Source organism: Cellulomonas sp. HD19AZ1, from assembly GCF_004535805.1.
Classification (GTDB): Bacteria; Actinomycetota; Actinomycetes; order Actinomycetales; family Cellulomonadaceae; genus Cellulomonas; species Cellulomonas iranensis.
On sequence record NZ_SPHX01000001.1, the window covers coordinates 449,280 to 471,676 of the forward strand.

The window sequence follows — 22,397 nt, forward strand, 5'->3', positions numbered from 1 at the left end:
ACGTGCGGTCGGGCGTGACCGTCGTGCTCGGTGCCGGGGCGTCGCAGACCCGGGCGTCAGCGCGAGTCACCGCGGCGTGCGCCCCCCGGACGCCCGCGCCGGGCGGGCGGCGGACACCTGGCCCCCCGCGACGGCACCGAGCCGCTGCGGTCCCGTCCCGTCGGCTCCCAGCACGTCCTCGGGGTTGAGCAGGTCGCACGAGCGCATCGCGAGGCACCCGCAGCCGATGCACCCGACGAGCTCCTTCTCGAGCCGCACGATCGCCTCGCGACGCTGCTCGAGCCGGACCTTCCACACGCGGGACACCCGCTGCCAGTCGGCGCGCGTCGGCTCGTGGTCCATCGGCAGGTCGCGGAACGCCTCGGCGACCTCGCCCAGCGGGATGCCGAGCCGCTTGGCGACCAGCACCAGCGAGATCCGCCGCAGCATGTGCCGCGGGTAGCGCCGCTGGTTCCCGGCCGTGCGCGACGACGCGATGAGCCCCTCGCGCTCGTAGAAGTGCAGGGCGGAGGGGGCGAGGCCGGTGCGCGCGCCGACCTCGCCCACCGTGAGCAGGTCGTCGGACCGCACAGCGTCTCCCGTCGTGGACGTCGAGCCGACCCTAGACCTCAACCACGGTCGAGGTTCAAGCCTCGCCGTCAGACGTCGCGGCGCGCGGACGCGCAGCCCGCGGCCAGGACGGCCGCCGCGACCCACGCGACGAGCACGAGACCCCCGCCGACCGGACCGAGCACCGGGTCGCGGCCCGGCAGGTACAGCAGCGACCCCGCGCGGTCGGGCAGCCAGCGCGCGTGCTCGGTGACCGCCGCCACCAGCGGGGAGACGACGAGCAGGAGCGTGAGCGTCGCGACGAGCGCACCGACGAGCGACCGGGTGAGCACGGTCACCGCGTGCGCGAGCAGGCCGACGAGCACGAGCGCCACGAGGGCCCCGAGCAGCGGGCGGACGCCGGACCTCGCGCCGGGGACGCCGTCGCCCGGCCCCCACGCCGCGGCAGCCGTGAGCGCGGCGGCGAGCCCCGCGCACGCGGTCAGCGCGGACGTCGCCGCGACGGCCAGCGACTGCGCCGCCAGGTGGCGCCACCGGGCGGGCGTGACCGTCAGGGTCGTGGCGATCTGGCGTCCGGCGTGCTCCGTGCCCGCCGCGAGGACGCCGACGAGCACCGTCGCGACCTGGAGGTACGGCACCGTCGCCAGCGCGAGGCCGCCCGCCGAGGCCCCCGCGGCGGCGGCCGCCGCGTGCGCCGCCGCGAGCGTGGCCGCCACGACGGGCGTCCCGAGGACCACCCCCACGACCGCGGGCAGCCCCCGCAGCTTGACGAGCTCGGCGGTCACGACGCGGGCGAGCGGCGCGCTCACGCGTCGCGCCGCGTGAGCACGAGACCCGCGACCGCGAGGGCGCCCACGGCCCACGCCGCCATGACCAGGCCGCCGGCGAGCGGCGCGAGCGCGACACCGCCCGGCGGCTCCCAGTCGCGCGCGAACAGCGAGATCCCGGCCGCGTCGGGCAGGAACCGGGCCAGCGGCGTGAGGCGCCCGACGAGCAGCGAGAACGAGACCGTCGAGCTGTTGACGACGAGCACCACGAGGGGCACGAGACCGCTGCGCGTGACGACCGTGACCGCGAGCGCGAGGAGGGCGGTGAGGGCCCAGTAGACGGCGGTGCCCACGGTGCGCGCGACGGCGTCGTGCGGTGCGCCCCCGTCCGGGACGTCACCGACGAGCACGTGCGCGACCGCGAGGCACGCGGGCACCGTCACCGCGGCCACGAGGAGCACGAGCGCGCTGACGGCGAGCGCCTTCGCGACGAGCACGCGCCACCGCGAGGGCGTGGTCGTGAGCGTCGTGGTGATCTGCCGGCCACCGCCGGCCTCGGTGCCGTTCGGCGTGTACTCGCTGCTCATCGCGACGACGCCCAGGATCACGGCGCCCACGGTGCCGAGCGGGACGGCCGAGAACGCCGCCTCGACGGCCGACGTGTAGCCCAGGGCGGCGCTGTCGCCGGCCGCGACGGCGTCGCGCACGCCCGCGGCGTTGAGCACCGTGACGCCCAGCGAGCCCAGCGTCGCGACCGCGACCGCGACCCACGCCGCCGGCAGCGCCGCGAGCTTGCCGATCTCGGCGGTGAGCGTGCGCACCCCGCTCACCGCGTCGCCTCCGTCCTCGTCGTCAGCGCGAAGAACGCGTCCTCGAGCGACGCGTGCCCGGCGGTGACGTCGGCGAGTGGACCCGCCGCGACGACGCGTCCGCCGGCGAGCAGCACGACGTCGTCGGCGACGCCGGCCACCTCGCCCATGAGGTGGCTCGACAGCAGGACGGTGCCACCGGCGTCCGCGTGCCCGCGCAGCAGCCCGCGGATCCACCGGATGCCCTCGGGGTCCAGTCCGTTGACGGGCTCGTCGAGCACCAGCGCGCGCGGCTCGCCCAGGAGCGCGGTCGCCAGGCCGAGCCGCTGCCCCATGCCGAGCGAGAACCGCCCGACGCGCGTGCGGCCCGCGCCCGCGAGGCCGACCTGAGCGAGCACCTCGTCGACGCGGCGCTGCGGGACGCCGGCTGCGAGGGCCACCCACGACAGGTGGTTGCGCGCGGTGCGCGAGCGGTGCGCACCGGGTCCGTCGAGCATCGACCCGACCGTGCGCAGCGGGTCGCGCAACGCCCGGTACGGCCGCCCGTCGACCAGCGCCGTGCCGGCCGTCGCGCGGTCGAGCCCGAGCAGGATCCGCAGGGTCGAGGACTTGCCGGCGCCGTTCGGGCCGAGGAACGCGGTGACGCGCCCGGGCAGCGCATGGAACGTGACGTCGTGGAGCACCTGGTGCGGTCCGTGCCGCTTGGCGAGACCCGTGATCGAGAGCATGCGGCCATGCCACCAGGCGGGCTCACGGGGGCGCATCGGCCCCCGGCCCGGGCCGCGGACGGCCTCGCGGGACCCGGGTCCCTGCGACCCTGGTCCGATCCGTGCGCGGGGCCGGGTCCCTACGCTGGCGCCCATGGACACCGACCGGCCGATCTGGCGCTCCCGCGCCTGGACCGCGGTGGCCGCCGCCGTCGGGGTCGTGGTGCTCGTGTTCGCGACCGTCGGGGTGGAGGGACCCGGATCGGTCGCGGTCGCCTGGACCCTCGCGATCACCGTGGTCGGGGGCGCGACGCTCTCGGCGTCCCTGCGGCTGCGCGACGAGCGGCGGCGGTACGAGGACGAGCTCGCCGGGTGGGCGGCCGAGCGCGCCGCGCAGGCCGAGCGGCTGCGGATCGCGCGGGATCTGCACGACCTCGCGTCGCACGGCCTGGGGCTCATCACGCTGCGGGCCGCCGCCGCGCGCAGCGTCCCGGGCGTGGACGGTGCGGTCGAGCGGGCGCGTGCGCTCGCGGACATCGAGCACGCCTCGCGGCGGACCACCGACGAGCTGCGACGCATGCTCACGGTGCTGCGCTCGCCCGGTCCCGCGCCGTTGCGCCCGGCGGACACGCTCGCCGACCTCCCCGAGGTCGTCGAGGCCGCCGCCGCGGGCGTGACCGCCCCGACGCTCGAGGTCGACCTGGAGCGTCTCGGCGACGTCGCGCCGCTCGCTCAGCTCACGGTGTGCGCCGTCGTCCGCGAGTCGCTCCAGAACACGGTCCGGCACGCCGGGCCGACCGCCGTCTCCGTCGTGGTGCGCCGCGAGGCTGACGACCTCGTCGCGGACGTGCACGACGCGGGCCCCGAGGTCGGCTGGGAGCCGCGACCCGGTGCCGGTCACGGGCTCGCGGGCCTGCGGGAGCGGGTCGCCGTCGCGGGCGGCTCGCTGACCGCGGGGCCGCACGGCGACGGCTGGGCGGTGCGCGTGCGGGTGCCCGCCGGGGGTGCGGCGTGACCGGCACTGCGGGCGAGGGCGTCGCGCGCGACGACCCTTCCGGGCGCGACGGCGTCGCGGTGCCGGACGTGCGCGTGCTCGTCGTCGACGACCAGCCGCTGCTGCGTCACAGCCTGCGCGTCCTCGTCGACGGCGCGTCGGGCACGGTCGTCGTCGGCGAGGCCGCGACCGGCTCCGAGGCCGTCGCCCGGGCGCACGCGCTCGTGCCCGACGTCGTGCTCATGGACATCCGCATGCCGGGCGGCGACGGCATCGAGGCGACGCGTCGCATCACGGCCTCGCCCGCGCTCGCGGGCACGCGCGTGCTCGTGCTGAGCATGTTCGAGCTCGACGAGTACGTGTACGGCGCGCTGCGCGCGGGCGCGAGCGGGTTCCTGCTCAAGGACGCGCACCCCGAGCAGCTGCTCGACGCCGTGCGGCGCACGCACGCGGGCGACGCGCTGTTCGCTCCCGCGATCCTCGCGCGGCTCGTCGAGCACTACGTCGACCGGCCGGCCGCACGGCCCGCGCTGACGCCGCGCGAGACCGAGGTGCTCGCGCACGTCGCGCGCGGGCTGTCGAACGACGAGGTCGCCGCCGCGCTGGTGATCTCGGTCAAGACCGTGAAGACGCACGTCGGCAACCTGCTGGCGAAGCTGCACGCGCGCGACCGCGCCCAGCTCGTCATCGCGGCCTACGAGTCGGGGCTCGTCGGGGTGGCCTGACCGCGGTGGTCGCGGGTCGCGGTGGCCGCACGTGCCGGTCGGCGACCCGCCTCGGCCCGTGTGGGTGCCGGGCGCTAGCGTCGCGTCACCGACGGGAGAGGTGGGGCGCGTGGTCGAGGACGGTGCAGCGGGAGCGGTCGAGGACCGGCACGTGCCGGGCGGTGCTGCCGCGGTCGCGACGGTGGTGCTCCCGGGCGACGGCGCCGTGCTCGTGGACGTCACGGGGCCCGCCGACACCGTCACGGGCGTCGCCGCGACCCCCCGAACGCCGTTCCACCTGTGCTCCGTGGCCAAGGCCAAGACGGTGGCCGCGGTCGTCGTGCTGCGCCTCGCGGCGCGCGGCGTGCTCGGCCTGCACGACGACGTGCGCGCGCTCGTGCCCGTCGAGGTGCCGGGGGAGACCGGGCCGACGCCCTGGCAGCTGCTCGCGCACCGGGGTCGGGGCTTCCAGGGGCAGGTGCGCTGGTACCCCCGCTCGCGCGGTGCGGCAGCGGTGCTGGTCAACTGCGAGCCGGGCGTCGCGCAGACCGGCTCGGTGGTGGGGCGGCGCCTCGTGGCGCTCGCCGCGGTGCACGGCTGGGCGTGACACCCCGGTGCCGCGTGCGTCGGGGCCGCCGTGCTGTCGCGCCGCCGTCAGCGCAGGTCGCGCGACGACATCACGCGGTCCACGGCGAGGCGCAGCACGACGCGCTCGACGCCTGCGCGCGGCGGGCGGTACCGCTCGGCGTACCGGCGCAGGGCCTCGTCGAGCTCGCCGGGGTCGTCGGTGACGGTCACGGTGCCCTCGAGCGTGAGCCAGCGCCGGCCGTCGACCTGGCACAGCGCCGCGCGCGCGGGGCCGCCCCGGCCGTCCCCGCGGCGCGCGTTCGCGGCCTTGACGGTCGCGGGCCCGGTCGTGGTCCGTGCGACGCCCGCCGCCGCGTCCCACGTGAACGCCACGGGCACGACGTGCGGCGTGCCGTCGGCGCGCGGGGTCGTGAGCGTCGCGAGGTGGCGCTCGGTGACGAACGCCAGCTGGGGTGCGGTGAGGACGTGCACCGCCCGAGCGTACGGCGGACCGACCGGTGGGTCCCCTCGACCCCGGCGGCCGCCCGCGCGGGATCCGCGGCCCGGGTGAAGCGCCATCACGGGGTCGCGCGGGCCTCCAGCACGTGCAGGTCGCGCAGCGCGTAGCGCAGGTGCTCCCACTCCTCCTCGAGGATCGTGTGCAGGCACGCGAGCACGGTCTCGGGGTGGTCGGGCGCCCAGGGGTTGCGGCGGACGCCCGTGAGGTCGTCGGCGGTGACCGTCGCGAGGTGCTCGCGGACGAGCCGCTGACGGTCCGCGCGGGCCGCCAGCACGTCGGCGTACGGCGGGGTGCCCGGGTCGAAGACCGCGGGGTCGTGGCCGTCGGCGGCGTACTCGACGTTGGGCTGGCCGATCGGGTGGTACGGGTCGTCGACCTCCAGGACGGCGCGCCGCAGCCACGTGTCGGTGGCCATGACGAGGTGGCGCAGCGTCTGCGCGAACGACCACTCGCCGTCCACCGCGAGGTCGACGGACCCGGGCGGCAGCGCCGCGGCGCGCGCGAGCGCGGCGGCCCACGCGGCCTCGACCGTGGCCCACGCCTCGCGGAGCCCGTCCGGCGTGCCGGCCGAGCGCAGCGCCCGGCCCGGGAAGCGGCGGTCGAGCTCGGCGTCGACGTAGGGCGCGACGTCGACGCCGTTGACGAGCAGCCGGGTCTCGCCGTCGAGCAGCCACGGCGCGTCGATGTCGGCGCCGCCGATCTGCACGCCCCGCATGACGGCGCCGGTGAGGTCGCTGCGCACGAACCGTGCGCCGCGCAGGTCGCGGTCGACGAACGTCTCGACGTGCCGGCGGGTGTCCCCGGTGGCCTCGGTCATGCCGCCGACTCTGGCACGGGCCCGGGCCCCTGTCCTGCCCGCGGCGCGCCTGCGCACGCCGCGCCCGTCGGGTGGTCCGTCGCGTGGCGCCCGGCCGGGCTCAGCCGGGCGTGTCCCCGTCGAGCGGGGGCGTGAGGCGTCCCTCGGGGTCCAGCCGGCCGAGCATCGCTCGCGTGATGGTCTCGAGCTCGGCGACCTGCGCGGGCGTGAGCGCGTCGACCACCAGCTCGCGCGCGGTCCGCACGTGACCGGGCGCGGACGCGACGACGAGGTCCCAGCCCGCCGGCGTCAGGTGCGCGTTGGTGGCGCGCCGGTCGTCCGCGCAGGGCGCGCGCTCGACGAGGCCGCGGTCCTCGAGCCGCTTCACGACGTGCGACAGGCGGGGGAGTGTCGCGTTGGTGCGCTGCGCGAGCGCCGACATGCGCAGCACGTGCTCGGGCGCCTCCGAGAGCATCGCGAGCACCTGGTACTCGAAGTGCGTGAGGGTCGCGTCCCGCTGGAGCTGGGAGTCGAGCTGCGCGGGCAGGAGCTCGGCGACGGCGACGAGGCCGAGCCACGCGCGCAGCTCGGCGGGGGAGAGCCAGGGGGTCGACGTGGTCACGGCGGCGATCCTACCGGAAAGTTGACGCGACAACTACAGAGGTCTACGTTGGTTGCGCCAACAAGTTTTCTGGAGGTCGACATGAGCACGGTCACGGTCATCGGCGCGGGCAGCATGGGTGCGGCGATCGCGGGCCTCGCGGCCCGGGCGGGCACGCAGGTCCAGGTGCTGGCGCGCGACGCGGCGCAGGCCGCGCAGGCCGCTCCGGCGGGCGCGACGAGCGGCGCCCTCGGCGACGCGGTCACGGGCGACGTCGTCGCCCTGGCGCTGCCCTACCCCGCCGTGGGCGAGGTGCTCGCCACCTACCGCGACCAGCTCGCGGGGCGCGTCGTCGTCGACATCACCAACCCGCTCGACTTCACGACGTTCGACTCGCTCGTCGTGCCCGCGGGCTCGTCCGCGGCGGCGGAGATCGCCGCGCAGCTGCCCGGCGCCCACGTCCTCAAGGCGTTCAACACGACGTTCGCCGCGACGCTCGCGACCGGCACCGTCGGCGACGTGCCGACGACCGTGCTCGTCGCGGGCGACGACGCCGACGCCAAGGCCGCGTTCACGCAGGCCTTCGGCGGTGCCGTGCGCGTCGTCGACGCGGGTGCGCTCGCGCGGGCCCACGAGCTCGAGGCGCTCGGGTTCCTGCAGCTCACGCTCGCCGTCCGCGAGACCATCGGCTGGACCGGCGGGTTCGCGCTGGTCTGACCGGCCGCTCAGCCGCGGTGGTCGAGCCGCCGGACGGGCACGCCCAGGATCGTCGTCTCGGGCGGTGCGAGCGTGTCCAGCCCGTCGGGCACCGGCGGGAAGCCGCCGGTCGGCACCGCACCGACCCACACGCGCCACGTCCCGTCGACGTGGTGCACCGCACCGGGTGCGACCAGCGTCGCGTCGCCCGCCGCCGCGAGCTGCGCGGCGAGCGGCGCGGTCGCCCCCGGGGGCACGAAGCCCACGATGACGTTGCGCCACACCAGCACGAGCCGGTCGTCGGCGCCGCCCTCGACCCGCAGGCGCGCGGGGACGACCGCGGGGGCGGGTCGGTCGCCGAGGCCCAGCGCCTCCAGGATCGAGCGCTGCATGGCCGGGGCCTCGGCAGCGCTGAAGCCGTCCTCGACGTGCGCCGGCACCTCGGGCCGGCGGCGGAACAGGGCCACGCGCCCAGCATGCCACGTGGCCCCCGGCGCGAGTCCACGGCCGGAGCGCGCCCAGGTCGTGGCGCCCACCCGTCGGTCGCGACGGGCGCGAGTGGTGGGACGTCCCTTACCTTTGCCCCGTGAACGAACCGCAGATCGGGTCGGACGTCCCTCGCGGCGTCGTCAGCCACGAGGTACCGGAGCCGCTGCGCAACGACGTGCGCCTGCTGGGCGAGCTGCTGGGTCGCGTGCTGCGCGAGGCCGGCGGCGAGGACCTGCTCGCCGACGTCGAGCGCCTCCGCGAGCTCACCATCGCGTCGCACGGCGAGCCCGGGGGCGACGCCCTCGGCGCCGCCGAGGCGCTCGTCGCCGGCTTCACGCGCGAACGCGCCGAGCAGGTGGCGCGCGCCTTCACGTGCTACTTCCACCTCGCGAACCTCGCCGAGGAGTACCACCGCGTGCGGGTGCTGCGCGACCGCGAGTCGCGTCTCGCGCCGCACGAGCTCGCGCCCGACGACTCGCTGCCGGCCGCCTACCAGCAGCTCGCGGCCGAGATCGGCGAGGACGCGGCGCGCGAGCGCCTGCGCGGCCTCGAGTTCCGCCCGGTCTTCACGGCCCACCCGACCGAGGCGCGCCGGCGCGCCGTCGCCGGGTCGATCCGCCGCATCGCCGAGCTCGTCGCCGAGCGCGACACGCTGCACGTCGGCGGCACGTCGCTCGTCGAGAACGAGCGGCGGCTGCTGGCCGAGATCGACACGCTGTGGCGCACGTCGCCGCTGCGCGCGGCCAAGCCCACGGTCCTCGACGAGGTCGCGACCGTGCTGTCGATCTTCGACTCGACGCTCGCCGACGTGCTGCCGACCGTCTACCGCCGTCTCGACGACTGGCTGCTCGCGGGCGACGCCGGCACCACCGCGCCCGTCGTCGCGCCGTTCGCGCGGCTCGGCTCGTGGATCGGCGGCGACCGTGACGGCAACCCCAACGTCACGGCCGAGGTCACGCGTGCCGCCGCCGTGCTCGCCTCCGAGCACGCGCTCGACGCCCTCCTCGCCTCCGCGCGGCGCACGGCCGCGGCGCTCACGCTCGACGGCGTCGGCACCCCGGCCTCGCCCGAGCTCAGCGCCCTGTGGCAGCGGCAGCGGTCGCTCGCCGAGCAGATCGCCGCCAAGGCCGCCGACGACGCCCCCAACGAGCCGCACCGTCGCGCGCTGCTCGTCGTCATCGAGCGGATCGCCGCGACCCGCCGCCGCGACGCGGACCTCGCGTACGCGAACGCCGCCGAGCTCGAGGCCGACCTGCGCGTCGTGCAGTCCTCGCTCGAGGCCGCGGGCGCGCGTCGCGCCGCGTACGGCGACCTGCAGCGCCTGGTGTGGCAGGTGCAGACCTTCGGGTTCCACCTCGCCGAGCTCGAGGTGCGCCAGCACTCCCAGGTGCACGCGGCCGCGCTCGCGGACATCGAGGCCAACGGCGTCGACGGCGAGCTCGCCCCCATGACCGTCGAGGTGCTCGACACGTTCCGGGCGCTCGGCACCGTGCAGCGCCGCTTCGGCGTCGCGGCGGCGCGCCGCTACATCGTGTCGTTCACGCAGTCGCCCGAGCACCTCGCGGCCGTGTACCGGCTCGCCGAGCTCGCGTTCGGCGGCGCCGAGCACGCGCCCGTCATCGACGCGATCCCGCTGTTCGAGACGTTCGCGGACCTCGAGAACAGCGTCGACATCCTCGAGGCGTCGCTGCAGCACCCGCGCGTGCAGGAGCGCCTGGCCGCCAACGGCCGCCGCGTCGAGGTCATGCTCGGGTACTCCGACTCGTCCAAGGACGTCGGACCGGTGTCCGCGACGCTCGCGCTCGACGACGCGCAGCGCCGCATCGCCCGCTGGGCGCGTGAGCACGACATCGTCCTCACGCTCTTCCACGGGCGCGGCGGCGCGCTCGGGCGCGGCGGCGGCCCCGCCAACCGCGCCGTCCTCGCGCAGCCCCCGGGCTCCGTCGACGGTCGCTTCAAGCTCACCGAGCAGGGCGAGGTCATCTTCGCCCGGTACGGCGACGCCGACATCGCGACGCGGCACATCGAGCAGGTCACGGCGGCGACCCTCCTCGCCGACGCGCCCAGCGTCGTGCGGCGCAACGACGACGCCGCCGAGCGGTTCGCCGACCTCGCCAAGCGCCTCGACGTCGCGTCGCGCGAGCGGTTCCACGGCCTCGTGCGCGCCGACGGGTTCCCGTCGTGGTTCGCGCAGGTCACGCCGCTCGAGGAGGTCGGCCTCCTGCCGATCGGCTCGCGCCCCGCGCGCCGCGGCCTCTCGGTCTCCTCGCTCGACGACCTGCGGGCGATCCCGTGGGTGTTCTCGTGGTCGCAGGCGCGCATCAACCTGGCCGGCTGGTACGGCCTGGGCGCCGCGCTCGAGTCGGTCGGCGACCTCGCCGAGCTGCGCACCGCGTACGCCGAGTGGCCGCTGTTCGCGACCATCATCGACAACGTCGAGATGTCGCTCGCCAAGACCGACGAGCGCATCGCCGCGCGCTACCTGGCGCTGGGCGACCGCGACGACCTCGCGCAGATGATCCTCGACGAGATGCGGCTCACGCGCCGGTGGGTGCTCGCGATCACGGGCAGCACGGGCGTGCTGTCGAACCGGCGCATCCTGGGGCGCGCCGTCCAGCTGCGCAGCCCCTACGTCGACGCGCTGTCGCTGCTGCAGCTGCGCGCGCTGCGCGGCCTGCGCACGGGCGACGACGCCGAGTCGGTCGACGACCTGCGGCGCCTGCTGCTGCTGAGCGTCAACGGCGTGGCCGCGGGTCTGCAGAACACGGGCTGACCGGGGCCGACCCGGGCCGACGCCCCGTCCCGCACGTGCGGGACGGGGCGTCGTGCGTGGGGGACGTGCTCGGCGCGCGGCGGGCGCGCCGCGGTCAGCGGCCGACCGCGCTCAGCGGGCGGGGACGGTGCGCGGTCCCGCCCACGCGCGCAGCGCCTGGACGCGCTCGGCCATGACCACCGCGAGCGGCCGTGTCGCGTGCAGCTCGGCGAGCACGGTCCCGGCGTCGAGCGTGCCGCCGTGCGCGTGCGCGACGTACGTCGCCGAGACGACGGCCTGCTCGACCTCCGCGCCCGAGAACGCGTGCGACGCCGCGACCAGCGGGCCCAGCTCGTCGTCGCGCAGCACCAGTCCCCGTCGTCCCGCGTGCAGGCGCAGCAGCGCGGCCCGCGCGGCCTCGTCGGGCAGGTCGACGAAGAACAGCTCGTCGAAGCGGCCCTTGCGCACGAGCTCGGGCGGCAGCGCCGTGACGTCGTTCGCCGTCGCGGCGACGAACACGCGCGACCGCCGGTCGGCCAGCCACGTCAGCAGCGTGCCGAGCACGCGCCGCGCCGACCCGGCGTCGCCGTCGCCCGTGGCCACGGCCTTCTCGATCTCGTCGACCCACAGCACGCACGGTGCGAGCGCGTCCGCGGCGGCGAGCGCGTCGCGCAGCCGTCGCTCGGACTCGCCGACGAACTTGTCGTGCACGCCCGCGAGGTCCAGCCGCAGCAGCGGCACGCCGAGGATCGACGCCGCGGCCCTGGCTGCGAGCGACTTGCCGCAGCCCTGCACGCCGAGCAGGAGCACGCCGCGCGGTGCCTCGAGGTGCGGCGCCGTGCCGTCGGTCGCCGGGCGGCGCAGCAGGAGCCACCGCACGACCGAGTCGAGCCCGACCACGTCCGCGGGGCCGACGGTCGCGTACTCGTAGGACAGCACGCCGTCCGCGGCGAGCGCCTCGAACCGCGCGCGCTCGACCGCGGGCAGGTCGCGCGTCGTCAGCGCGCCGTCGTCCACGACGGCGCCGTGCGCGAGGCGCGCGACGTCGGTGCGCGACAGCCCCGCCAGCCGCTGCACGAGCAGCTCCCGCGCGTGCGGGTCGACGTGGGGGACCCGCCCGGTCGCGGCGGCCCACGCCTGCACCGTGCGGTCGACGACGAGCGCGCGCTCGGCCGCCGAGGGGAACGCCACGGGCACGTGGACGGCGACGTGCTCGAGCTCGCGCGGCAGGTCGATCGCGTGCGACACCAGCACGAGCGTGCTGCGCAGGTGCAGCGGTCGCTGCGCCGCGTCCTTGAGGAGGCGGACGACGACCGGGTCGTCGAACCACGGGTGCAGGTCGAGCAGCACGTAGACGGCCGGTGCGACGTTCTCGAGGACCGAGCGCAGGAGCGTCGGCGGGTCGGCGTTGTGCAGCTGCGAGCCGCCCAGGTCGACGTCGGCGCGGCGCAGCCCGTCCGTCACGCTCCACCGGAACACCGGGAGCGCGCCGCGCCCACCCGGCGCGCGCGAGGCGGCGCGGAGCACGAGCTCGAGCGCCTCGGCCTCGTCGGTGGTCTCGAGCACGAGGATCGGGGTGCGGGCCGCCACGAGCGCGGCGACGTCGTCGCGGGAGCCGTCGGGGAGCACGGCGCCACGCTAGCGCCGTCGCCCGTCGGCACCGTGCGGCGACGGCCGGGCGCTCGTGCGATCCACTCGGATGCCGCACGTCGCCCGCCGCGCGGCGGGCGAGGCGGGCGCGCGGCGTCGCGGTGCCTCAGCGGGGCACGGACAGCACGGCGGGTACGGCGGCGCCGGCCGCGAGCAGGTCGAGCACGAGACGCTCGTGGGGCACGACGGGGTCGGGCAGCGCCGCGAGCGGGTACCAGCCCATCGCCGCGGCGCGGTCGGCCTCGCGCAGGGCCGGGTCGCCGCGCCAGCGCGTGACCTGGAAGAAGACGTCGACGCGCTGCTCGACCTGCGGGCCACCGCGCTCGAACCGGTGCAGCGCCGTCAACGGCTCGAGGTCCGCGGGGTCGACGACGACGCCGGCCTCCTCGGCGGCCTCGCGCACCGCCGCCTCGTGCACGGACTCGCCCGGGTCGACGTGGCCCGCGACCGTGGCCCACCAGCCGTCCATGTACCCCGTGCCGGCACGCAGCTGCAGCAGCACCTCGTCACCCGTCGGGCCCGGGCGGCGCAGCACCACGTAGGCCGCCGCGACGAGCAGGCTGCGACCGTCCACGTGGTCGTCCTCGGGGTAGCTGTCGGCGGCGGGTCCGGGTGCGGCGGGCATGCGGGGAGTCTGGCACGGCGGGCGGGCGGTCGGGCCCGGGTGGCGCGGTGCTCAGGCGGTCGCCGCGGGGTCCGTGTGGAGCAGCTCCCACACGTGGCCGTCGGGGTCGGACACGGCCCGGGCGTACACCGGGCCGTCGTCCTGCACGTCCCGCACCTCGGTGCCGCCGTGCGCGAGCGCGGCCTGCGCGAGCGCGTCGACGTCGCGGCGGTCGGCGGCGGTCAGGCAGAGCAGCACCTGCGTCGTGGCGTGCGCGTCGGCGATCGGCCGCGGCGCGACGTCGGCGAACCGCGCGTGGTCCAGCAGCATGACGCAGATCGTGCCGGACACGACCACGCAGACCACGTGCTCGTCGCTGAGCTCCTCGTTCACGCGCATGCCGAGGCCGGCGTAGAACGCGCGGGCCGCGGCCAGGTCGCGCACGGGCAGGGTGACGACGATCATGCGGTCCACGGCGGTGCTCCCTGGCAGGTGGGTGGGGCGTCGCCGGTACCGACCGGCGCACCTCGTCCGGGTCGTCGGGGTGTGCGATGTCGGTGGCGCGGTCTACCGTCTCAGGTGTGACGACGACCACACCTGGCACTCCGCCCGGCGCCGTGACCGGCTCGCTCCCGGGCGCCGCGCCCGACGGTGCCGCGGGTCGGGCCGAGCCCGTCCCGACCGACCTCTCGGCCGACGAGTTCGCGCAGCGGCTCGCGCCGCTGCGGCGCGAGATCCTCGCGCACTGCTACCGCATGACCGGTTCGGTGCACGACGCCGAGGACATGCTCCAGGAGACGTACCTGCGGGCGTGGCGCGCGATGCGCGGCTTCGAGAACCGCTCGTCGCTGCGGACGTGGATGTTCCGCATCGCGACCAACGCGTGCCTCACGCACCTGGACGGTCGGCGTCGTCGCCCGCTGCCCACCGGCATCGGAGCGCCCGCGGCCGACCCGCGCGACCAGCCGCGCGAGGACCACGCCACGCCGTGGCTCGAGCCGCTGCCCGACGACCTGGTGTGGTCGCGACCGCCGCGGGACCCGGCCGAGGTCACGGTCGACCGCGACACGGTCCGGCTCGCGTTCGTCGCAGCGCTCCAGCACCTGACGGCGCAGCAGCGCGCGGTCCTGCTGCTACGGGACGTGCTCGCGTGGTCCGCGGCCGAGGTCGCCGACGCGCTCGACCTGTCCGTCGCGGCCGTCAACTCGACCCTGCAGCGGGCCCGCGCGCACATGGCCGGCGTGCAGCACGTCACGCCGCTCGAGCCGACGGACCCCCGGCACAAGGAGCTGCTCGAGCGGTACGTCGAGGCGTTCGAGGCGTACGACGTCGCGGCGATCGTCGACCTGCTCGCGGCCGACGTGGTCTGGGAGATGCCGCCGTACCCGGGCTGGTACGCCGGGCCGCGCGCGGTGGGCGAGCTCATCGCCACGTGGTGCCCCGCGCAGGGGCCGGGGGACATGCGCATGGTCCCGACGAGCGCCAACGGGCTCCCGGCCTTCGCGCTGTACATGCGCGACCCGGACGGCGTGCACCGCGCGTTCCAGGTGCAGCAGGTGACGGTCGGTGCGGACGGCGTGCGGCACGTCACGGTGTGGTTCGGGGCCGCGCTGTTCGCGAGGTTCGGGCTGCCGGTCGAGCTCGCCTGACGGACGCCGTCCCGGGACGCCGTCCCGGGACGCCGGCCCGGGACGACGAACGCGGGCCCACGCCGGTTCTCGCGGACGAGAAGCGGCGTGGACCCGCGTTCGAGCAGCGGGGACGGGGCCCCGGGAGGTCAGGCCGTGGTGGCTGCGGTGCTGCGGCCGCGACCACGCCCGCCGCGGCGACGGCGGCGCTGACCACCCGCACCGTCGGCCGGGCGCTGCTGGTCGCCCGCCCGGTGCTGCTCGGCCGACGGACCGGCCGACCGACCGGCCGCCGGGGCGGCGGCCGTCGCGGGACCCGCCGGGCGGCTCGCGCTGCGCGCGCCGGTCCGGCGGCGCTGACCGTCGTCGGTCCGGCCGGCCGTGGCCGGTGCGTCGACACGGTCGCGCTGTCCGCCCGCCGGGGCGCGGCCGGTGCGTGCCGCGTCCGCGGGGCGTCCCGCGGCGCGGTCGTCACGCCGCGCGCCGTCGCGGCCGCGGCCGCCCTCGGCCCGGCCACCCTCGGCGCGGCCGCCGGAGCCGCGGGCCGTGCGGGACCGGTCGCCGCGCGCGGCGTCGCCCGACCCGGGCGCCCGCACGGGGGTCGCGGCGGCGGGCGCGAGCGGCGCGCTGCCGGCCGCGGGGGCGACCGAGCCGGGCGCGTCCGCGAGCTGCCGCACGAGCGCGTCGTCGGCGCGCACCGCCACCGGGGTCACCGCGATGCCGGCCGCGCGCGTCATGGCCCGCACGTCGGCGCGCTGCTCGGGCAGCTGGAGCGTGAGCACGGTGCCCGCGGCGCCCGCGCGCGCCGTGCGGCCCGAGCGGTGCAGGTACGCCTTGTGCTCGGCGGGCGGGTCGACGTGCACGACCAGCTCGACCTCGTCGACGTGGATGCCGCGCGCGGCGATGTCGGTCGCGACGAGCACGCGGGCCTCGCCCGACGCGAACGCCGCGAGGTTGCGCTCGCGCGCGCCCTGGCCGAGGTTGCCGTGCAGGTCGACCGCGGGGATGCCCGCCTGGTTGAGCTGCTTGGCGAGCTTCTTGGCGTGGTGCTTGGTGCGCATGAACAGCACGCGGCGGCCGCGACCGGCCGCGAGCGCGTGCACGACGTCGCGCTTGACCGCGACGTCGGCGACCTCGAGCACGTGGTGCGTGCTCGCGACCGCGGTCTGCGCGGCCGGGTCGACCGCGTGCTCGACGGGCGACGTGAGGTACCGGTCGACCAGGGTGCCGACGCCGTTGTCGAGCGTCGCGGAGAACAGCAGGCGCTGACCGCGGGTCGGCGTGCGGTCCAGCAGGCGACGCACGACGGGCAGGAAGCCGAGGTCGGCCATGTGGTCGGCCTCGTCGAGGACCGTGATCTCGATGCCGTCGAGCGTCACGAGGTTCTGCCGGAGCAGGTCCTCGAGGCGGCCGGGGCACGCGACGAGCACGTCGACGCCGCGGTCGAGCGCCGTCACCTGGCGGGACTGCGCGACGCCGCCGAACACGGTCGTCGTGCGCAGGCCGGCCGCGGCGGCCAGCGGCGCGAACGTCGCGTCGATCTGCGTCGCGAGCTCGCGGGTCGGGCACAGCACGAGCGCCCGCGGGCGGCGGGCGCGGCGGGGCGTGCCCGACGCGGCCAGGCGCGCCACGACGGGCAGCGCGAACGCGAGGGTCTTGCCCGAGCCGGTGCGGCCGCGGCCGAGGACGTCCTTGCCGCGCAGCGTGTCGGGCAGCGTGGCGGTCTGGATGGGGAACGGGGAGGTGATCTGCTGGGCGGCGAGCGCGCGGGCCAGCACCTCGGGCACGCCGAGGTCGGTGAAGGTCGTCACAGGATGGTGCCTCTCAGGCCGGGATCGGCCGGTGGGGGTCGGGGTCCGCCGCACGATGCCCGGGGGGACTCCACGACGCGGGGCGCGCGGTCGTCGCGCTGCCACTCGACCTCCAGTGTCGCACACGGCCCGCGGACGGTGCCGGGCGCGTCGCGGTCGCCGCCGCGTCGGCGACCCGGACGCGGGGTCCCACGGGCACCCCTCGGCGCCGGCGCACGGGGCTCAGCGCGTGCCGACCGACGTGCCGTGCGGGTCGTCCAGGACGCCGCGCAGGAGCGTCGTGGCCGCGGGCGTCCACCCGGGTGGCGGCGCGACGGCCGACCACGCGTCGGCGTACTCGCCGACGTACGTGTGCCCGTGCCCGGCGGGTGCCTCGCCCGCGACGAACAGGTCGATCCCGACGCGGAAGAACGTCGCGACGGGGAACCAGTCGACGTCGGGCAGCACGTCCGCGCCGCGCGGCTCGCGCAACCAGTCCGGCTCCGCCAGCAGCAGGTCCGGCGACCACCACACGACGCCGTCCGACGCGTGCTGCAGGTACGCCACGCGGGGTCGCTCCCACGGCGCGTCGCCGAGGAACGTCGCCGCGTCCTCGGTGCGGGACGTGTCGCCCCACCGGACCCGCCGGCCGTCGTCGACGACGGGCAGGATCTCGCGCGAGCCGGGGTCGCGGTGGTCGGTGAGGTCGCGCCACAGGGGCGTGAACCCCGGCGTGCCGGCCCACACGGCGCCGTCGGTGCGCGCGGCGACGTCGGGCAGCGACGCGAACGCGCCCTGCGAGCCGTAGCTGCCCAGCGAGATGCCGAACGCGTAGAGCGCGGGGCGGTCGTCCTGCGGGAGCTGCGACCAGCGCGCGTGCACGGCCTCGAACAGGGCCCGCCCGGCGGCCGGCGGGGTCGCACGGTCCCCGACGAAGCTCACCCAGCTCGGCAGGTACGAGTACTGCATCGCCGCGAACGCGGTGTCGCCGCCCCACAGCAGCTCGACGGCCGCGGCGGCCGGCGGGTCGACCCAGCCCGTGCCCGTGGTGGTCCCGACGACGAGCACCGACCGCTCCCACGCGTCGGTGCGGTCGAGCTCGTCGACGACCAGCCGGGCGACCGCGTCGAGGTCGTCGCCGGCGTCGAGGCCCGCGTACACGCGCACGGGCTCGCGCACCTCGCGGTCCAGTCCCGCGGCCTGCGAGAACCGCGCGAGCTCGTCGACGTCGGGCCCGCCCGAGACGAACCGGCGGCCCTCGCGGCCCAGCGTCCCCCACGCCGCGAGCGAGTGGGGCGAGCCGCTGCGCAGGGACGACGTCGGCGGCTCGTCGCCGGGGTACGTGTCCTGGTCGAGCGCCGCGTACGTCGTCGTCAGCACGTGCTTGACCCCCGCCACCACGGTCCCGTCGAGGACGAGGTACGCGGCCACCGCGACGACCACCACGGCGACGAGCCGTGCCGCGACCGGCGGCAGCAGCCGCCCCGCGAGCCGGGCGACCGCGAGCACGGCCGACCGCAGGCCGCGTGCGGCGAGCACGAGCAGCAGCGCGAGCGCGGCGGCCAGGGCGAGCACGAGCAGCGGCCGGGCGGGCGTCGGGTCGCCCATGCCGAGCAGCGCGCGCGACCGCTCCTGCCAGTCGGCGTCGACGAGCAGCGCCCACACGACGACGACGAGCGCGAGCCCGGCGCAGCAGCGGTGCACGAGCGTGCGCCGCGCACGCGGCCAGGGTGCACGCAGGCCGATGCGGCGTCCGCCCCAGCCGACGAACGTGCCGAGGCCGTAGCCGAGCGCCGCGCACACGCCCGCGATCGCGCCCTGGTACAGCGGGCTGCGGGGCATGAGCGACGGCCCGAGCGCCGCCGCGAAGAGCACGATCGCGCCCGCGAGACCCGTGGGGGAGAAGCGGCGCCACCAGCGGGTGAGGGCGGCGACCGCACGCGCACCCCGACGGGCCGGCGCGCCCGGTCCCGGGCGCGCGTCGTCGGTCGTCGTCGCGTCGCCCGACGCCCCCCTCGCCATGCGGGCCACTGTGCCACGCCACGCCGGGCTCGTCCCACGAGCCTCGCCGCCCGACTCGTGGGACGAGCCCGGCGTGGCGCCGACCGGCGCGTCGTCGCTGGTCGAGCGGCCCGTCCCGGTGCGTGGGTGGGTACCGTGGTGCCGGGCGGCCGCGCGGGCCGTCAGGACGGCGGGCGACGATGAGCGACACCGGGTACGGCGACTTCGAGTTCGAGCGGCGCTTCGTCGCGCGCGACGTGCCGGCCGAGCTGCTCGACCCGGCGCCCGCGCTCATCGTGCAGAGCTACTACCTGGCCGACGAGGGGTTCGCGCTGCGCGTGCGCGCGCAGGTCTCCGCCGTGGCGGGCGTCGACGTGCACGACGACGAGGCCACGCTGCTCGAGCGGTACGCCGACCGGGTCGACTTCTGCGCGGTGACCGTCAAGGGCCCCATGAACGGCGGGACCCGCTACGAGGCCGAGCGTGAGATCGACCCGCTCGTGGGCGTCGAGATGGTGCGCCGCGGCGGCGCGCGTGTCGCGAAGGTGCGGCACTCGGTGTGGCTCGGCGAGGACGGCTGGGTCGTCGACGTGTTCGCGGGCGCGAACGCGCCGCTCGTGGTCGCGGAGGTCGAGCGCGGCGGCCCCGTCACGGACCTCGCGATCCCCGACTTCTGCGTGACCGAGGTGACGACCGACCCGCGTTTCGCGAACGACGGTCTCGCGCACGCGCCCTACGCGGGCTGGGCGACGACGTGGGAGGACGAGCTCGCGCGCACCGGGCCGCGGTTCCTGCAGGGCTTCGGGCACGACCACCGCATGACGGGGATCTGACGCCTCACGCCGTGCGCTCCACCGTGAACGTCATGTCGGCGTACGTGAACGGCGCCTCGGGTCCGTGCCAGACCGCACGTCCCGTGACCACCCGCCGCCCCTGCGCGTCGAGCTCCACCCGGTCCACCGGCGTCGACCAGTGCGTGGGGGTCGACGTGCGGCCGTCCGCGGACGCGCGCCCGCGGTCGTCGGACGCGACGTCGACCAGGTCGCCCGCGGCGTCGAACGTCAGCACCGCGTCGACCGACCCGGTCGCGGTCCGGTAGGTCGCGCGCACACGGCTCGCGTCGACGTCCCGCCAGGTGACCGGGGCGTCGACGAGCGCGGCGGGCGCCAGCAGGCACAGGTCGTCGAGCACGGTGACGACCTCGCTGCGGTCCAGGTCGGGGCCGGCGCCGCGCATCACCGGCACGACGCCGAGCACGTGCGCCGCCATGGTCGCGCGCCCGCCCCGCAGGACGTGCAGCACGTCGACGGGCAGCCCGCCGCGCGTCGCGTCGAGCAGGAACAGCCGTGCGGGGTCGGCGTCGAACGTGTTGGTCTGCTCGCCGGTGAACGTCATCCAGGGCTCGTCCGGGCCGCCGCGCAGGCGGCCCGTGACGGTCGTCCGGACGACGCCGACGTGTGGCCGTCCGACCACGCCGGTGCGGCGCAGCCAGTGCGCGACGAGCGGCGGCAGCGCGTCGACGTCGGCGTCGGACACGGGGGGTGCCGGGTGATGTCCCGGGGGAGCGGCCAGCGCGGCGACCGCCGAGCGGTAGCGGCCGCGCGGCGACGCGGCGTGCCCGCACCACCACGCGTGCAGCACGGCGAGGAGCAGGAGCGCGTCGGGCACGAGCCCGGCCGCCGCCGCGGGCCATGCCGTCGCGACGAGGGTGACCGACCCTGCGAGCGCGAGGGCTCCGGCCCGCCACCAGCGTGCGCGCCCCGTCGCGAGGCCGACGCCGGCGACCACGGTGAGGGCCGCGACCGCGAGCCACGCGGCGCCCGCCGCGCGCGGCACGCCCAGGGCGGGCACCGCACCCGGAGCCCAGGCGGCGACGGCGCCCAGCAGGTGCACGAGCCCGTGGGCGACGACGACGCAGCCCAGCGCCACGCGGGCGAGCGTGCGGACCGGCCACCGGCTCACCGGTCGGCCGCCGCGCGCAGCGTGCCCAGGCAGCGGCCCACCAGCCGGTCGAGCGCGGCGAGGTCGTCGTCGCCGAGGTCGGCGAACACGGTCGCGACGACCGCGCGCTGGTGCGCGGCCGCGTCGGGGGTGTCGAAGGTGCGCGCGACGAGCGGCGTGACGGCCAGGCGCGTGGCGCGGCGGTCGGCGGGGTCGGGCTCGAGCGTCACCAGCCCGCGGGCCGCGAGCTGGCGCGCGACCTGCGTGACGTTCTGCCGCGACGTCCCGTAGGCGCGCGCCGCCTGCGTGAGCGTCGGCCGCTCGCCGGGGAACCCGCGCACGAGGACCGCGAGCAGCAGCCACTGGCGTGCCGAGACGCCGTAGCGCGCGAGCGCGTCGTCGGCGTACCGCGTGAGGTGCTGCGTGAGGACGAAGAGGGCACCGAGGACGTCGTCCTCGGTCGTGGGGCGATCCATGATGCGCAACGTATTGCGCATCGCCGGTCGCCGAACGGGACCGTCGTCCCGGGCCGGTCCCGGTCGCGCGTCCTGCCCGGGCCGCGGGGCCCGCGGGTGTGCGGGAGGTCAGGCCGGCGCGGCCCCGTGCCCCGCCGGCACGACCTCGCCGTCGCGCACCGGCCCCGGCGGCGTGCCGTCGCCGAACGGCCGCCCGCCCAGCGCCTCGCGCCCGTGCGCGGTCAGCCAGCCGTGCGTCTGCGGGCCCCGCGGCACGATCCCCGACGGGTTGATGTCGCGGTGCACCTCGTAGTAGTGCTGCTTGATCTGCACGAAGTCGACCGTGTCGCCGAACCCGGGGGTCTGGAACAGGTCACGCGCGTACGCCCACAGCACCGGCATCTCGGTGAGCTTGCTGCGGTTGCACTTGAAGTGGCCGTGGTAGACGGCGTCGAACCGCACGAGCGTGGTGAACAGCCGGACGTCCGCCTCGGTGATCGTGTCGCCCACCAGGTAGCGCCGGTCCGCCAGGCGGTCGGACACGCGGTCCAGGGCGTCGAACAGGCGCGTGTACGCGCGGTCGTACTGCTCCTGCGAGCCCGCGAACCCGCACCGGTACACGCCGTTGTTGATCTCGCGGTAGATCTCGCCCGACACCGCGTCGATCTCGTCGCGCAGCGCCTGCGGGTACAGGTCCGGCGCGCCCTCGCGGTGGAACGCCGTCCACTGCGTCTCGAGGTCGAGCGTGATCTGCGCGAAGTCGTTCGTCACGACCTTGCCCGACGGCACGTCGACGATCGCCGGGACCGTGATGCCCCGCGGGTAGTGCGGGTCGCGTGCCAGGAACGCGTCCTGCAGGCGCGGGATGCCCAGCACCGGGTCGACGCCGCCCGGGTCGAGGTCGAACGTCCACGACCGCTCGTCGTGCGTCGGCCCGCAGATGCCCATCGACAGCGCGTCCTCGAGCCCCAGCAGGCGCCGCACGATCACCGCGCGGCTCGCCCACGGGCACGCGCGCGACACGACCAGCCGGTAGCGGCCCGCCTCGACGGGCCAGCCCTCGGCGCCGTCGGCCGTGATGCGGTCCGTCAGGTAGCGCGTGTCGCGCTCGTAGCCGGCCCCCGGCGTCACGTAGACGCCCGGGCGGTCGTGCGCCGACGTGCCGTCGGGCGTCGTCCCGCCCGCGGCGTCGCTGGTCGTCCCGCTGCTCGGTGTCGTGCGCGTCTCGTCGTCCACGCGTCGATCATCCCTCGCCGCGCGCGTCGTCGCAGGTGGGCGCGCCCCGCCGGCCTCGGCGCGGGGGCTTCGCCCCGGATCACCCCGGTTCCGCGGCTGCGCGGGGCGGCCCACGCCCCTACAGTGACGCCCGTCGGCGGC

At 77.1% G+C, this 22,397-nt stretch carries 23 protein-coding genes; 7 read left to right on the top strand and 16 right to left on the bottom strand.

Annotation, left to right across the window (positions count from 1 at the left end; all coding sequences use genetic code 11):
• Positions 1 to 66: 66 nt before the first annotated feature.
• The 4 genes from soxR to E4A51_RS02060 all read right to left on the bottom strand — a co-directional run bounded on the left by soxR (position 67) and on the right by E4A51_RS02060 (position 2,853).
• Positions 67 to 570 (bottom strand): redox-sensitive transcriptional activator SoxR, encoded by a 504-nt coding sequence (gene soxR / locus E4A51_RS02045; RefSeq protein ID WP_134850737.1) that lies wholly within the window; start codon positions 568 to 570, stop codon positions 67 to 69.
• Positions 571 to 638: 68 nt separating this feature from the next.
• A complete protein-coding gene (locus E4A51_RS02050; protein WP_134850738.1) occupies positions 639 to 1,358 on the bottom strand; it encodes an ABC transporter permease in 720 nt (239 codons plus the stop codon).
• Positions 1,355 to 2,146: an ABC transporter permease gene (locus E4A51_RS02055; protein WP_134850739.1), complete on the bottom strand. Its 792-nt coding sequence runs from the start codon at positions 2,144 to 2,146 to the stop codon at positions 1,355 to 1,357. Before E4A51_RS02055 ends, E4A51_RS02050 begins: the two co-directional genes overlap by 4 nt.
• Complete coding sequence (locus E4A51_RS02060; RefSeq protein WP_134850740.1) at positions 2,143 to 2,853, bottom strand: ABC transporter ATP-binding protein; 711 nt, start codon at positions 2,851 to 2,853, stop codon at positions 2,143 to 2,145. Before E4A51_RS02060 ends, E4A51_RS02055 begins: the two co-directional genes overlap by 4 nt.
• 133 nt (positions 2,854 to 2,986) lie before the next feature.
• On the opposite strand from E4A51_RS02060, the gene E4A51_RS02065 reads away from it, so the two are divergent.
• The 3 genes from E4A51_RS02065 (at position 2,987) to E4A51_RS02075 (ending at position 5,137) form a co-directional block, all read left to right on the top strand.
• On the top strand, positions 2,987 to 3,847 hold the full coding sequence (locus E4A51_RS02065; protein ID WP_134850741.1) for a sensor histidine kinase: 861 nt from the start codon (positions 2,987 to 2,989) through the stop codon (positions 3,845 to 3,847).
• Positions 3,844 to 4,551, top strand: a complete 708-nt coding sequence (locus E4A51_RS02070; RefSeq protein ID WP_370297417.1) for a response regulator — start codon at positions 3,844 to 3,846, stop codon at positions 4,549 to 4,551. Before E4A51_RS02065 ends, E4A51_RS02070 begins: the two co-directional genes overlap by 4 nt.
• 109 nt (positions 4,552 to 4,660) lie before the next feature.
• On the top strand, positions 4,661 to 5,137 hold the full coding sequence (locus tag E4A51_RS02075; RefSeq protein WP_167748800.1) for a serine hydrolase domain-containing protein: 477 nt from the start codon (positions 4,661 to 4,663) through the stop codon (positions 5,135 to 5,137).
• A gap of 47 nt (positions 5,138 to 5,184) precedes the next feature.
• Here E4A51_RS02075 and E4A51_RS02080 read toward each other — a convergent pair whose 3' ends face one another.
• The 3 genes from E4A51_RS02080 to E4A51_RS02090 form a co-directional block, all read right to left on the bottom strand.
• Positions 5,185 to 5,589 carry a TIGR03618 family F420-dependent PPOX class oxidoreductase gene (locus tag E4A51_RS02080; protein WP_240696340.1) on the bottom strand — a complete coding sequence of 135 codons (405 nt, stop codon included), beginning with the start codon at positions 5,587 to 5,589 and terminating at the stop codon, positions 5,185 to 5,187.
• Positions 5,590 to 5,675: 86 nt separating this feature from the next.
• Entirely contained in the window at positions 5,676 to 6,434 is a 759-nt protein-coding gene (locus tag E4A51_RS02085; RefSeq protein ID WP_134850744.1) for a DinB family protein, read from the bottom strand.
• Between the two features lie 100 nt (positions 6,435 to 6,534).
• Positions 6,535 to 7,035, bottom strand: a complete 501-nt coding sequence (locus E4A51_RS02090; protein ID WP_134850745.1) for a MarR family winged helix-turn-helix transcriptional regulator — start codon at positions 7,033 to 7,035, stop codon at positions 6,535 to 6,537.
• A gap of 81 nt (positions 7,036 to 7,116) precedes the next feature.
• On the opposite strand from E4A51_RS02090, the gene E4A51_RS02095 reads away from it, so the two are divergent.
• Entirely contained in the window at positions 7,117 to 7,731 is a 615-nt protein-coding gene (locus tag E4A51_RS02095) for an NADPH-dependent F420 reductase (RefSeq protein WP_134850746.1), read from the top strand.
• Positions 7,732 to 7,739: 8 nt separating this feature from the next.
• Here the strand turns inward: E4A51_RS02095 and E4A51_RS02100 are convergent, their stop codons facing one another.
• Positions 7,740 to 8,177, bottom strand: a complete 438-nt coding sequence (locus E4A51_RS02100; protein WP_240696341.1) for a hypothetical protein — start codon at positions 8,175 to 8,177, stop codon at positions 7,740 to 7,742.
• A 119-nt stretch (positions 8,178 to 8,296) separates the two neighbouring features.
• Here E4A51_RS02100 and E4A51_RS02105 point away from each other — a divergent pair, with 119 nt between their 5' ends.
• Positions 8,297 to 10,972 carry a phosphoenolpyruvate carboxylase gene (locus tag E4A51_RS02105; RefSeq protein WP_134850747.1) on the top strand — a complete coding sequence of 892 codons (2,676 nt, stop codon included), beginning with the start codon at positions 8,297 to 8,299 and terminating at the stop codon, positions 10,970 to 10,972.
• A 111-nt stretch (positions 10,973 to 11,083) separates the two neighbouring features.
• On the opposite strand, the gene E4A51_RS02110 is transcribed toward E4A51_RS02105, so the two are convergent.
• The 3 genes from E4A51_RS02110 to E4A51_RS02120 form a co-directional block, all read right to left on the bottom strand.
• On the bottom strand, positions 11,084 to 12,580 hold the full coding sequence (locus E4A51_RS02110) for an AAA family ATPase (protein ID WP_134850748.1): 1,497 nt from the start codon (positions 12,578 to 12,580) through the stop codon (positions 11,084 to 11,086).
• A gap of 127 nt (positions 12,581 to 12,707) precedes the next feature.
• Complete coding sequence (locus tag E4A51_RS02115; protein WP_046528689.1) at positions 12,708 to 13,226, bottom strand: NUDIX domain-containing protein; 519 nt, start codon at positions 13,224 to 13,226, stop codon at positions 12,708 to 12,710.
• Between the two features lie 51 nt (positions 13,227 to 13,277).
• Entirely contained in the window at positions 13,278 to 13,670 is a 393-nt protein-coding gene (locus tag E4A51_RS02120) for a VOC family protein (protein ID WP_240696363.1), read from the bottom strand.
• A 116-nt stretch (positions 13,671 to 13,786) separates the two neighbouring features.
• Between E4A51_RS02120 and E4A51_RS02125 the strand changes: the two genes are divergently transcribed.
• The gene (locus E4A51_RS02125) at positions 13,787 to 14,854 is read left to right on the top strand and encodes a sigma-70 family RNA polymerase sigma factor (protein WP_233421264.1); all 1,068 of its coding nucleotides are present in this window, start codon (positions 13,787 to 13,789) and stop codon (positions 14,852 to 14,854) included.
• 128 nt (positions 14,855 to 14,982) lie between these two features.
• Here E4A51_RS02125 and E4A51_RS02130 read toward each other — a convergent pair whose 3' ends face one another.
• Entirely contained in the window at positions 14,983 to 16,644 is a 1,662-nt protein-coding gene (locus tag E4A51_RS02130; protein WP_134850750.1) for a DEAD/DEAH box helicase, read from the bottom strand.
• A 222-nt stretch (positions 16,645 to 16,866) separates the two neighbouring features.
• The gene (locus E4A51_RS02135) at positions 16,867 to 18,645 is read right to left on the bottom strand and encodes an alpha/beta-hydrolase family protein (protein ID WP_134850751.1); all 1,779 of its coding nucleotides are present in this window, start codon (positions 18,643 to 18,645) and stop codon (positions 16,867 to 16,869) included.
• Positions 18,646 to 18,824: 179 nt separating this feature from the next.
• On the opposite strand from E4A51_RS02135, the gene E4A51_RS02140 reads away from it, so the two are divergent.
• Positions 18,825 to 19,457 carry a CYTH domain-containing protein gene (locus tag E4A51_RS02140; protein ID WP_070320796.1) on the top strand — a complete coding sequence of 211 codons (633 nt, stop codon included), beginning with the start codon at positions 18,825 to 18,827 and terminating at the stop codon, positions 19,455 to 19,457.
• A gap of 4 nt (positions 19,458 to 19,461) precedes the next feature.
• Here the strand turns inward: E4A51_RS02140 and E4A51_RS02145 are convergent, their stop codons facing one another.
• The 3 genes from E4A51_RS02145 to E4A51_RS02155 form a co-directional block, all read right to left on the bottom strand.
• The gene (locus E4A51_RS02145; RefSeq protein ID WP_134850752.1) at positions 19,462 to 20,553 is read right to left on the bottom strand and encodes a DUF6544 family protein; all 1,092 of its coding nucleotides are present in this window, start codon (positions 20,551 to 20,553) and stop codon (positions 19,462 to 19,464) included.
• A gap of 29 nt (positions 20,554 to 20,582) precedes the next feature.
• Positions 20,583 to 21,041, bottom strand: coding sequence for a MarR family winged helix-turn-helix transcriptional regulator (locus tag E4A51_RS02150; protein ID WP_070320794.1), 459 nt, complete (start codon positions 21,039 to 21,041; stop codon positions 20,583 to 20,585).
• Between the two features lie 108 nt (positions 21,042 to 21,149).
• Entirely contained in the window at positions 21,150 to 22,151 is a 1,002-nt protein-coding gene (locus E4A51_RS02155) for a glutathione S-transferase family protein (RefSeq protein ID WP_134850889.1), read from the bottom strand.
• Positions 22,152 to 22,397: the final 246 nt, after the last annotated feature.